The sequence below is a fragment of the Comamonas aquatica NBRC 14918 genome (assembly GCF_000739875.1).
GTDB lineage: Bacteria > Pseudomonadota > Gammaproteobacteria > Burkholderiales > Burkholderiaceae_C > Comamonas > Comamonas aquatica.
In genome coordinates this window covers 19,724-31,076 of the sequence record NZ_BBJR01000025.1, presented here as the reverse complement: position 1 = coordinate 31,076, position 11,353 = coordinate 19,724, and the positions used below count along the sequence as shown (strand labels likewise).

The following is an 11,353-nucleotide window of genomic DNA, read 5'->3' as shown; positions in this document are numbered from 1 at the left end:
ATTCTAGTCAGGTTTGGAGTATGAAATTAATAGCAAAAAATCATGTATTCATGAGAATTTTGCTGCTATTTGTTGGCAAGTGCTGTTTAAAATTTTTTACCGTTGATCGGTAAACGTCGGTTATAGCTTCTTGACCAGCACCTGGCTCTTGCGGTCCCAGTTGTACTTGGCCTTGCGCGCTTCGGGCAGCCAGTCCGGGCTGACCGGCTGGAAGCCCCGCTTGATGAACCAGTGCATGGTGCGCGTGGTCAGCACGAACAGGGTGTCGCAGCCCATGATGCGGGCACGCTGCTCGATGCGTTTGAGCAGCTTTTCGCCATCGCCCGTGCCCTGGGCCTTGGGCGAGACAGTCACGGCGGCCATCTCGGCGGTCTTGGCTTCGAGGTAGGGGTGCAGGGCTGCGCAGCCGAAGATCACGCCGTCGTGCTCGATCACGGTGTAGCTGGCGATGTCGCGCTCGATCTCGGTGCGGTCGCGCTTGACCAGGGTGCCGTCGTTCTCGAAGGGCTCGATCAGCTGGATGATGCCGCCCACGTCGTCGATGGAGGCCTCGCGCAGCTCCTCCAGCTTCTCGTCGATGACCATGGTGCCGATGCCGTCGTGCACATAGATTTCCAGCAGCAGCGCGCCATCCACCGCAAACGGCAGGATGTGGCTGCGCTCCACGCCCTGTTCGCAGGCGCGCACGCAGTGCTGCAGGTAAAAGCCCGTGTCCGTGGGCACCTGCGGCGCGGGCAGCTTGGCCAGCAGCTGGCGCGCGGCGGCCAGGGGCAGCTCGGTGTCGATGGGGTTGTCATCGCCCTCGGGCGCCATCGGGTCGGTGCGCACGCCGGGCACTTCGGTCAGGAACAGCAGCTTGTCGGCCTTCATCTCGCTGGCCACGCGGGTGGCCACCTCTTCCATGCTGAGGTTGAAGGCCTCGCCCGTGGGGGAGAAGCCGAAGGGCGACAGCAGCACCATGGCCTCCGAGTCCAGGGCGCGGCGGATGCCTTCCACGTCCACCTTGCGCACCAGGCCGGAGTGCATGAAATCCACGCCATTGACGATGCCCACGGGGCGGGCGGTCAGGAAGTTGCCCGACATGACGCGCACGCGGGCGCCGGCCATGGGGGTGTTGGGCAGGCCCTGGCTGAAGGCGGCCTCGATCTCGTAGCGCAGCTGGCCGGCGGCTTCCTGGGCGCAGTCCAGGGCCACGCTGTCGGTCACACGGGTGCCGTTGTAGTACTGCGGCTCCTGGCCCTTGAGGCGCAACTGCTCGTTCACCTGGGGACGAAAGCCGTGCACCAGCACCAGCTTGACGCCCATGGCCTGGATCAGCGCCAGGTCCTGCACGATGCCTTGCAGCTTGCCGGCGGCAATCGCCTCGCCCGTGATGCCCACCACAAAGGTTTGGTGTCGGAACTTGTGGATGTACGGGGCCACAGACCGGAACCAGGGAACAAAGGTGAAGTTGAAGACAGTGGACATGGGCGGCGGGAAAGCAGGCATCAGAAGGGAAAAAAGGCTTGTCATTCCGTGGGGAATGCAAGCCAGTGCGAAGTGTAGCCGCGTGGATCAGGGTGCAGCGCTTTTTTGCGAGCGTGGGAGGATCGTGGATGGCGAAGCGTGCCGGCGTGCCGCGCCGCTGTGTTCAGGATGCTCGCAGGAACCACAGGGCCACCGAGGTGGCAAAGCCTGCCAGGCCTGCGAGCAGCAGCAGGGGGCTGCCGTAATACACCACCGCCTGGAGCAGGGGGTGCAGGGCGTCGAACTCGGTCATTGCGGCCTCCTTGCAGAAAGCTGGAATCACTTCATCTTCCACCGCCGGGGCCGCAGCGCGCGGCGCCCGGTCTGAATCCATGGTTCCACGAAGCGCGTGCCGGGGGAAGGAGGGCAGGCTAAAACCCTGGTGTTGTCAGGGTGTCTTGCCGATTCTCAAAAAAGAGAGCTTGATGCGCTGAATTCATATTGGTTTGGCAAACAATTCGTTGTCAAAGCCTTGATTTCTATGCGCTGAGCGCTTTGATCGCCATAGTGCTGTGCCGGGCTGGGCCGGCTGATGGTGCAGCGGTCTGCTGCGGTAACTGGCTTGACGGCGCTCAAGCCGGGCCCATGGGTGCGAGAATTCCGCCCAGCGGTCTGTCGTACCGCCCTTGTACCGAGGGTGCCCAGCGTGCTGGAGCACCGATTAAACCGCCGAGCAATTCCGTCCGGCGGTGGCTTTTGAAACGGAAACCACATGTCCATCTCTTCCCCACGCCGCTTGGTGATCAAGCAGGCGCTGCTTGCCGTGGCCGCCACTTCCGCGCTGGCCTCCTTCTCCACCTCCGCCGCCGAACAGGTGCTGCGCGTGTCGGCCATCCCCGATGAGGCCCCCACCGAACTGCAGCGCAAGTTCAAGCCCCTGGGCGAGTACCTGTCGCAGGAAACCGGCATGAAGGTCGTGTTCACCCCCGTGAGCGACTACGCCGCCGTGGTGGAATCGCTGGCCACCGGCAAGCTGGACATGGCCTGGTTGGGCGGTTTCACCTACGTGCAGGCCAAGATCCGCACCAAGGGCACGGCCAACCCCATCGTGCAGCGCGCCGAGGATGCGGTGTTCACCTCGCGCTTCATTACGGCCGATCCGTCGATCAAGACCCTGGAAGACCTGAAGGGCAAGACCTTTGCCTTTGGCGCACCTTCGTCCACCTCGGGCAGCCTGATGCCCCGCTACTTCATCCAGAAGGCCGGTATCAACCCCGAGAAGGATTTCAAGAACGTGGCCTACTCCGGTGCGCACGATGCCACCGTGGCCTTCGTGGCCGCCGGCAAGGCCGACGCGGGCGTGCTGAACACCTCGGTGTGGGACAAGCTGGTCGAGACCAAGAAGGTCGACCCTGCCAAGGTGCGCGTGTTCCACACCACACCCGAGTACTTTGACTACAACTGGACCGTGCGCGGCGACCTGGACCCCGCCATCACCAAGAAGCTGACCGAGGCCTTCCTGAAGCTGGACCCCGCCAAGCCCGAGCACAAGGCCATCATGGACCTGCAGCGCGCCTCCAAGTTCATCCCCTCCAAGCCCGAGAACTACGTGGGCATCGAAGAGGCCGCCAAGGCCGCAGGCCTGCTGAAGTAAGCCAGTGGCCGCAGCGCCGCCGCGTGGCCTGCCCGGTGCAGGCACGCGGTGGCGTGCTGCGCATATTCAGCAAAATTGGCTGGCAGCGCTCATCCATGTTGCGCTGACAGCTACAGTTTGCAGAGCATCTGTATGAGTTTTTCATTGCACGGCCTGGGCTTGACCCATGCCAACGGCCATGTCGCCCTGGCGGACATCGACCTGCAGGCGCAGCAGGGCGAAAGCATCGCCCTGATTGGCCCCTCCGGCGCGGGCAAGACCAGCCTGCTGAACACCATCGGCACAGCGCTGCAGCCCACGGCGGGGCAGCTGACCGTGCTGCAGCAGCCGGCCTGGGCGTCCGCCGCCGCGCTGCGCGCCTTGCGCGCGCGCATTGGCACCGTGCACCAGTCCGCCCCGATTCCGCCGCGCCAGCGCGTGGTGACCGCCGTGCTGGCGGGCAAGCTGGGCCAGTGGCCGGCGTGGAAGTCGCTGGCCTCGTTGCTCTACCCCCAGGACCTGCCCGGCGCGCGCCAGGCGCTGGAGCGCGTGCACCTGGCCGACAAATTGTTCGTGCGCTGCGACCAGCTGTCCGGCGGGCAGCTGCAGCGTGTCGGCATCGCCCGCGTGCTGTACCAGGAGGCGCAACTGATTCTGGCGGACGAGCCGGTGTCGGCCCTGGACCCCACGCTGGCCCTGGACACCGTGCAGCTGCTGGTGCAGGAAGCCAAGGCCCGCAACGCCACCCTGGTGGCCAGCCTGCACGCGGTGGAGCTGGCGCAGCAGTGCTTCGAGCGCCTGGTGGGCATCCTCGGTGGGCGCATCGTGTTTGATCTGCCGGCCCGCCAGGTCACGCCGGCCCAGTTACAGGCCTTGTACGCCGCCGAGGGCCTGCAGGCGCCGCAGTCACCGGACCTGCCGCACACCGCGGCCGCCAGCACGCTGGCGGCGGTGCGCAGGGGCTGCTGATGCCGGCGCTGCAACGGCCTTTGTCCGACCCGGCGGCGCGGCCCCGCCTGTGGGGCCTGCTGGTGGCCCTGGCCGTGCTGTGGCCCCTGTGGCAGGGCGCCGGCGTGCAGCCGGGGGCCTTGTTCGACCCCAACAACCTGCACGTCATCGGCGGCTTTCTGGCCGGCTTCTTGCCGCCGGACACCAGCGCCGAGTTTGGCGGCTATCTGTGGCAAGCCACGCTGGAGACACTGGCGATCGCCACCATCGGTCTGCTGCTGGCCTTTGTGCTGGCCGTGCCGCTGTCGTACTGGGCCACCAGTGCCGTCCGTGAAAAGGCCACGCAGAACCCGGTGGCGCGCGCCATCCTGACCATCCTGCGCGGCATTCCCGAGCTGGTGTGGGCGCTGGTCTTCGTGCGCGTGTTCGGCCTGGGGCCGACCGCCGGGGTGTTGGCCCTGGGGCTGACCTATGGCGGCATGCTGGGCAAGGTCTATGCTGAAATCCTGGAAAGCGAGGACGGCACCGCCGCCCGTGCCCTGGTGCGCAGCGGCAGTCCGCGCGCCCTGGCGCTGCTGTACGGGGTGCTGCCCCTGGCCTCCAAGGAACTGGTGTCCTACACCGTCTACCGCTGGGAATGCGCCATCCGTGCATCCGTGGTCATGGGCTTTGTGGGCGCCGGCGGCCTGGGCCAGCTGATGGACCAGGCCATGAAGATGCTCAACGGCGGCGAGGCCTGCTCCATCCTGCTGGTGTTCGTGCTGCTGGTGCTGGGCGCGGATGCGCTGTCGAATGGCTTGCGCCGGGCCCTGGATGCGACGCCCGCGCCCCGTGCGGCGCCCTGGGGCTGGCGCAGCGCGGCGGTGCTGCTGGCCGTGTCGGTCGCCATCGTGGCCAGCTGGCAATTGCTGGGCATGGATTGGTCGCAGCTGTTCACCGGCCAGGCGGCCGCCGCGATGGGGGACTTCGTCACCGGCTTCTTCCCGCCGGACACCAGCGCAGCCTGGCTGTGGGCCGTGCTGGTGGGCATTGGCGAAACGTTGGCGATCTCGGTGGTGGGCACGTTGCTGGCCGCCGTTGCCGGCCTGTTGCTGGCCCTGCCCAGGTTCCGCGCGCCGTGGAACGTGGTGCTGAGCCTGTTGCGCTCCGTGCCGGAGCTGGTGTGGGCCACCATCACCGCCCTGGCCGTCGGGCTGGGGCCGTTTGCCGGGGCCCTGGCCCTGGCTTTGCACACGGCCGGGGTGCTGGGGCGGCTGTATGCCGAAGCGCTGGAGAACGCCCCGCCGCAACCGGCCGAGGCCCTGCGCCGGACCGGCAGCGGCCGGGTGCTGGCCTTTCTGTATGGCACCTTGCCCGGTGCGGCGCCGCAATTGCTGGCCTATACCCTGTACCGCTGGGAAATGAACATCCGCATGGCCGCCATCCTGGGCTTTGTCGGCGCCGGGGGGCTGGGACAGCTGCTGTACGTCAAGCTGTCGCTGTTCCATTACGCCGAAGCCAGCACGGTGATCCTGGCCATGCTGGCGCTGTCGGTGGCGGTGGACCAGACCAGCGCCTGGTTGCGCCGCGCCATGCGCTGAGGGGCGCGCTGTCCAGGCTTGCAAGGCGCTGCTGGCAGCGCCTTTTTTGCGTGTCAGCGTTGGGCATCGCGCACATGCGGCACGATCAGCTCCAGCAGCGCCGGGGTGATGGCGGCATCCAGCTGGTGCCGCATGCCGACCAGGGTGTGCAGTTGTGCCCCCGAGATGGCACGTGCCGTGGCCTCACCGCCGCTGGGGTGCACGATGTAGTCGCGGTCACCGTGCAGCACCAGGGTCGGGGCCTGGATGCGATGCAGCAACCCGGTACGGTCGCCAGAAGCCACGATGGCGGTGACCTGGCGTTCGTAGCCCTGCAGCGACAGCTCGGGCGTGGTGCGCTGCCAGGCCAGGGCCATGTGCTGGCGCCACAAGGCCTCGACGCCGGGCACCTCGGGGTTGCCGATGTGGCGCATCAACTGCACGAACTTGTCCTGCGCCTGCGGCAGGGTCCAGGCGGGCCGGTTGGTCAGCATGCGCCAGATGGTCGACGCGGCGGGCTGGCCCACCTGCTTGTTGCCGGTGGTGGAGAAGATGGAAGTCAGCGACAGCACGCGCTGCGGTGCCTGCGCCGCCACGTTCTGGGCAATCATGCCGCCCATGGACATGCCCAGCACATGCGCCTGCTCGGCCCCCAGGTGGTCCAGCAGGGCGATCACGTCGTTGGCCATGTCGCTGATCAGATAGTGCCCGCTGGGGATGCGGTCCAGCAGCAGCCGCCAGCGCGCCGGCGGGGTCTGCGGCAGGTAGCTGGAGCGGCCCATGTCCCGGTTGTCGAGTGTGATGACGTACAGGCCCTCGGCCACCAGACCGTCGATCAGGGCCTGGGGCCAGGACACCAGTTGCAGGCCCAGGCCGGCAATCAGCACGATGGGCGGGTGATCGGGGTGTCCATAGGTGCGAAAGCACAGTTGCAGGCCATTCGGCAGATCGGCAAAACGGTCCAGCGCGGGATCGGCCGGGGGCAGGTGGTGGTTCATGGGCCAGGGCAGCGTCCAACAAAGTCGCCAGTGTCGCGGCAACGGCGTGCGAACTCAAGCCGTGCACGCTGCCCACGCCCTGGCGCCCGCAGGGGCTTGCAGGCAGGCGCTGCATGCGCAAGAGCACTTTTTTAAAATAGTTGGCATTGCCAATTATTTATCTTGCAAAGAGTCTGCATGCACCCGTCTGATGCCACGATGAACTGCCAGCCGCCGTCCTGCGACGCCGGTGATGCGCCGCAGGCGGTGCCGTTTTTTGGTCATTTGCTGGTCAGTGTGAGCCACCACTGGCGCCGTGTGCTGGAGATGCGCCTGGCGGAGCTGGGTTTGACCGATGCCACCTGGCGCCCGCTGTTTCACCTGCACCAGGCCGGCCAGGCGCTGAGCCTCAAGCAACTGGCGCAGCGCATGGGCCTGGACAGCTCCAGCCTGGTGCGCGTGGTGGACCTGCTGGAAGACCGGGGCCTGGTGCTGCGGGTCACCGATGTGGCCGATCGCCGCAGCAAGCAATTGCTGCTGACCGCCGATGGGCAGGCCATGGTGGCGGACGTGCGCGGCAAGCTGCAGCGGGTGGAGCAGCAACTGCTGGAAGGCCTGCCGGCCTCGGCGGTGCAGGCCCTGGTGGCCGGACTGCTGCAACTGGACCGGCGCCTGGTGCAGGCGTCGCAGCCCCCGGCGGTCGGCACGTGCGATCCGGAGGCGCCATGAGCGCATCCACCGCCACCACCTGGGCGCGGGCCCTGGGCTTTCACACCCCGGTGCTGGCGTTTGCCCTGCGCACGGCCCTGGCGGCCTTTGCCGCGTTGCTGCTGGCCTATGCCCTGGGGCTGGAGCACCCGCACTGGGCCGCGATGTCGGCCTGGGCTTGCAGCCAGCCGATGCGGGAGCATTTGCTGTCGCGCGGCATCTACCGCTTCGCCGGTTCGGTGGTGGGCGTGGCATTCGCCGTGGGCCTGGTGCTGCTGGCACAGGAGTCGATCTGGGTGCTGGCCCTGGGCCTGGCCGCATGGAGCGCACTGTGTGCCTTCCTGGGCAACCTGCAGCGCGGCTACATGGCCTACGGCTGCATGCTGGCGGGCTACTCGGCAGCCATGGTGATCTTGCTGCACGTGGGGCCCGTGGCCGCGATCTGGCCGTTTGCCTGGGACCGTCTGCTGACCGTGGTGACCGGGGTGCTGACCGCCGTGTGCATTTCCTGGTGCTTCGCCCCCCGGCGCCGCACCGCTGTGCTGATTGCCCAAAGCCGCAATGCGCTGGCCGGTGTGCTGCAGGCAGCCATCGCGACGCTGCGCCAGCACGCCGCGCCCGCGCCGGCGCCGGCCCCGATGGCCGCGCTGCTCAGCCGTCTGGCCGAGGTGGAGGAGTTGCTGGAGCTGTACCCCGAAGGATCGCGCACGGCCCGCCACACCTCCAGGGCCATGCACTGGCAGCAGCACCGCGCCCTGGATCTGGTCTACCACCTGGGGCTGCTGCAGCGCGCCGAGGTGGCGGTGGACCTTGCCCCTGAGGTGCCCGCAGAGCAGCTGGCCCAGGCGCTGGAGTCGCTCGTGCAGGCGTTGCAGACTGCGCCCGAGCCCCAGCAGGCCCAGGCCTTGCGCCAGTGCTTACAACAGGCGATTGCGGCCTGCGAAGCGGTGGTGGCCGCCGTGCAGGCGGCCGGGCAGGCCGTCCCGGAGGTGCTGCATGCCCTGTACCTGCTGCTGCAGGCCATGCACAGCGGCTGGGAGGCCGAGCAACGGGATCTGCAAGGCCAGCGCCGGCCTGTGGCCCACGAGCGGCGCATGGCACCCTTGCCGTTGCACCGCGACTGGGTGGGTGCGCGCCAGGCGGCCGTGCGTGCGGGCGGCACCTTGCTGCTGCTGGGCATGGTGTGGGCGCTTACGGAATGGCGCTTGGTGGCCTTTGGCATGCTGGGCCTGTCGGTCATGCTGCTGGTGTTTTCAGGCTTCGAGAGCCCGCACCGCACCATGGCCTTCGTGCTGCGGGGGCAGTTGATCGGCGCCGCCCTGGCGCTGCTGTGCCAGACCCTGGTCTGGCCCTGGGCCCAGTCGGGCTGGCAGATGGTGTGGATGCTGCTGCCGTTTGCCCTGCTGGGCGGGCTGGTGTTTGCCCACCAGCGCACGGCGGCGGGCGCCATGGACACCAACATGGCCATGTTCATCCTGCTGGCGCCGGTGTTTCCGCAAACGGGGGGGGGGACCCAGCACCTGAGCATGGCGCTGGCCGTGGTGTCCGGGCCGGCCCTGGCCTGGCTGGTGTACCGTGGGGTCTATCCCACCAATGCCCAGCGGCGCCTGCACACCCTGGCGCGCATGATGCTGGCCGAGGTGCCGGCCTTGGCGCGCCGCCTGCTGGAAGAGGGGCGGCCCGCGCTGTGGCCGGGGGGCTCTGCCGCCGCTGCGCTGTGGCAGGCCCAGTTGCACCACCGCCTGTTGCGGTTGGTGCGCTGGGCGGACAAGACGCAGTGGCCCGCGCGCGGGCAGCTGCACGATCTGGGGCTGTCACTGCGTGCGATGCAGACGGCGCTGCTGCAGCTGCAGCAGTGGCGCCGCGACACCATCCTGGCCACCCCGGCCTTGCGCCGCACTGAGCGGCTGGCGGTGCAGGCCCTGCAACGCACGGCGGCCTGGGGGGGCGTTGCGCGCGACCCCCGGCAGCAGGTGCGGCTGCAGGCCGCCTGGCGGGCCTTGTCGGCCCAGCCCGGGTTGCCGCCGGCGCTGGCGGCCCAGGCGCTGCAGGTGGCGCAGCGGGATATTCCGGCGCTGGAGGCCGTGCGCCAGCAACTGCCGTGATGGCCGCCTGCGCGGCGTGCGGGTCTTGGCGCGGGTCTCAAGGCGCCGCGCGGCGCAGCACCAGCACGTCGATCGAGGACGGCACGCCCAGGCGCACGGCAAAGCCCGGCCACAGGCCGGCGCCGCTGCTGACGAACAGGCGCATGGCACCCACCTCGTAGAGACCGCGCACAAAGCCATCGTTGGCCGGTGCCACGATCCACTGGTCCATGCCCCGGATGTGGCCGCCATGGGTGTGGCCGGCGATTTGCAGGTCAATGCCGTGGGGCGCATAGCTGCGGGCCATCTTGGGTTGGTGGCCCAGCAGGATGTGCAACTCGGCACCGCCGGCCTGCGCCTGGCAGGCCACGGTCACCACATCGGGCGGCACGCCTTCAGGCACCTGCGGGTCGGCATTCTGCTGGGACAGGCGGCCATAGGCCGGATCGCCGACGCCCGAGATCGCCAGCCTGTGCCCGCGCACGTCGAGCACCCGGGCCTCGTTGGCCAGGTAATTCAGGTTCAGGCGCTGGAACACGCGGGCCCAGGCGTCATAGCCGCTGTAGTACTCGTGGTTGCCGGGGGCCGACCACACGCCCAGCGGGGCCTGCAAGCCTGCCAGCGGCGCGATGTTGCCGGACTGCGTGGGTGCATCGCCATCGATCAGGTCGCCAGGCAGCACCACCATGTCTGGCCGCGCGGCATTGGTGCGCTCCACCAGTCCTTGCACATAGGCGGCGTCGTTGACGGGCGTGGCGTGGATGTCGGCCAGCACGGCAATGCGCAGGCCGTCCAGGGCCGCCGGCAGGCGGGGCAGGGTAACCGTGTGCTCACGCACTTCGGGCAGCCGCGTGCCCTGGATGGTGCCGTAGGTGCTCAGCAGCACCAGGGCAACCATGCCCGTGGCCGTCCAGCGTGGCCGGCGCCAGGGCGCTGCGCTGCGGGGGCCGCGCCAGGCCCGCACGGCCAGCCACAGCAGGTCGCGCACGATGCACAGCACCAGCCCCAGGGCGATGGCCGCGAACAAGGTGCCACTGACCAGCTGCAGGTGCGACAGCAGGCCGAAATCCAGCACTTCATTGCGCATGGCATAGATCAGCAGCGCGGGGGCGGTGCCCAGCACGGTGGTGATGGCCACGCACCACCAGAAGGCACGGCGGTGGGACGGAATCAGTGGAGACCAGAGCCAGAGGGACAGCAGGGGCGCCAGCAGCGCAAGCAAAGAAACCATATCGAGCAGAGAAGGTGCCGCACACGGGCAGGAGATGGGGGTGCCCGCAGACACGGGCTGCAACCAGCATAGCAAGCCGATGTTGCCGCCAGATGGCTGGGCTTAGACCCTGTAAGGAAATGCGTGTGGCGTCTTGTCTGACAGGCATGCAAGGCGTGCAGGAAGGATGAGCGGCGCGGTCATCCCCAGAATGGGTCACTCACAAAGCAACGACATCAGGAGGTTTTGCATGCGATCACGAATCTGGACCCTCACCGGCTGCGCCCTGGCCGCCGCCACCTTGTCCACGGCGGCCCTGGCGGATGTGGGCTGGGGCGCCGGCCTGACCTGGACCTTTGGCGGGCCCAAGCCCGTCTCCGGCCCGGCGCTGGGCGTCAAGATGTTCTCCACCGACAAGGAGGACAAGGCTGCAGCGACGCTGGGCGTGGATTACTCCTTCGCCGACCGCAGCCTGCGCCCGAACGTGGGTGTGGCCTATCTGGGCAAGGACAACATCTACCTGGGCGGTGATGTCGGCTACTCCTTCGGCCAGCAGGGTCTGAACTTCGGCCTGGGCGCGGGCTACGTGGACACCCGCAAGAAATAAGCGCGCAGGCACCGCGCCCCGGCCGTGGGGCGTTCGGTCCCCGGCAGGGCGGGCACGCGGTGCTCGTAGCCGCCGCAGTCGAAGGGTGGGTATGACTGCAAGGCGTGTCCCTCTCCATGCCGACCTGGGCCCTGCCTGATCCGCTGGGCCTTTGTTTTGCCGCGCTGGCCTGCAGCGCCGG

The 11,353-nt window shown here is 68.2% G+C and carries 11 protein-coding genes; 6 read left to right on the top strand and 5 right to left on the bottom strand.

Going from position 1 to position 11,353, the window contains the following annotated elements; all coding sequences use genetic code 11:
• Positions 1-120 precede the first annotated feature (120 nt).
• Both argA and CA2_RS18720 read right to left on the bottom strand, forming a co-directional pair.
• Positions 121-1,467: an amino-acid N-acetyltransferase gene (gene argA / locus CA2_RS03875; protein ID WP_042412860.1), complete on the bottom strand. Its 1,347-nt coding sequence runs from the start codon at positions 1,465-1,467 to the stop codon at positions 121-123.
• Between the two features lie 163 nt (positions 1,468-1,630).
• Positions 1,631-1,759 (bottom strand): hypothetical protein, encoded by a 129-nt coding sequence (locus tag CA2_RS18720; protein ID WP_267970562.1) that lies wholly within the window; start codon positions 1,757-1,759, stop codon positions 1,631-1,633.
• 459 nt (positions 1,760-2,218) lie between these two features.
• Here CA2_RS18720 and CA2_RS03865 point away from each other — a divergent pair, with 459 nt between their 5' ends.
• The 3 genes from CA2_RS03865 to phnE all read left to right on the top strand — a co-directional run bounded on the left by CA2_RS03865 (position 2,219) and on the right by phnE (position 5,607).
• On the top strand, positions 2,219-3,100 hold the full coding sequence (locus CA2_RS03865) for a putative selenate ABC transporter substrate-binding protein (RefSeq protein WP_042412857.1): 882 nt from the start codon (positions 2,219-2,221) through the stop codon (positions 3,098-3,100).
• 132 nt (positions 3,101-3,232) lie between these two features.
• Complete coding sequence (locus tag CA2_RS03860) at positions 3,233-4,048, top strand: phosphonate ABC transporter ATP-binding protein (RefSeq protein ID WP_042412856.1); 816 nt, start codon at positions 3,233-3,235, stop codon at positions 4,046-4,048.
• Positions 4,048-5,607, top strand: coding sequence for a phosphonate ABC transporter, permease protein PhnE (phnE, locus tag CA2_RS03855; protein ID WP_042412855.1), 1,560 nt, complete (start codon positions 4,048-4,050; stop codon positions 5,605-5,607). Before CA2_RS03860 ends, phnE begins: the two co-directional genes overlap by 1 nt.
• Positions 5,608-5,660: 53 nt before the next feature.
• Here the strand turns inward: phnE and CA2_RS03850 are convergent, their stop codons facing one another.
• A complete protein-coding gene (locus CA2_RS03850) occupies positions 5,661-6,584 on the bottom strand; it encodes an alpha/beta fold hydrolase (RefSeq protein ID WP_042412854.1) in 924 nt (307 codons plus the stop codon).
• A 177-nt stretch (positions 6,585-6,761) separates the two neighbouring features.
• Here CA2_RS03850 and CA2_RS03845 point away from each other — a divergent pair, with 177 nt between their 5' ends.
• Positions 6,762-7,292 (top strand): MarR family winged helix-turn-helix transcriptional regulator, encoded by a 531-nt coding sequence (locus CA2_RS03845; protein WP_081888853.1) that lies wholly within the window; start codon positions 6,762-6,764, stop codon positions 7,290-7,292.
• Positions 7,289-9,376 (top strand): FUSC family protein, encoded by a 2,088-nt coding sequence (locus CA2_RS03840; RefSeq protein WP_052369813.1) that lies wholly within the window; start codon positions 7,289-7,291, stop codon positions 9,374-9,376. The genes CA2_RS03845 and CA2_RS03840 overlap by 4 nt, the downstream gene beginning before the upstream one ends.
• Before the next feature lie 37 nt (positions 9,377-9,413).
• Here CA2_RS03840 and CA2_RS03835 read toward each other — a convergent pair whose 3' ends face one another.
• Positions 9,414-10,586 carry a metallophosphoesterase gene (locus CA2_RS03835; RefSeq protein ID WP_042412852.1) on the bottom strand — a complete coding sequence of 391 codons (1,173 nt, stop codon included), beginning with the start codon at positions 10,584-10,586 and terminating at the stop codon, positions 9,414-9,416.
• Positions 10,587-10,815: 229 nt separating this feature from the next.
• Here CA2_RS03835 and CA2_RS03830 point away from each other — a divergent pair, with 229 nt between their 5' ends.
• Entirely contained in the window at positions 10,816-11,172 is a 357-nt protein-coding gene (locus tag CA2_RS03830) for a hypothetical protein (protein WP_042412850.1), read from the top strand.
• Here the strand turns inward: CA2_RS03830 and CA2_RS18715 are convergent.
• Positions 11,148-11,273 carry a hypothetical protein gene (locus tag CA2_RS18715; protein ID WP_281176749.1) on the bottom strand — a complete coding sequence of 42 codons (126 nt, stop codon included), beginning with the start codon at positions 11,271-11,273 and terminating at the stop codon, positions 11,148-11,150. The two genes, CA2_RS03830 and CA2_RS18715, sit on opposite strands and share 25 nt — an antisense overlap.
• Positions 11,274-11,353 lie beyond the last annotated feature (80 nt).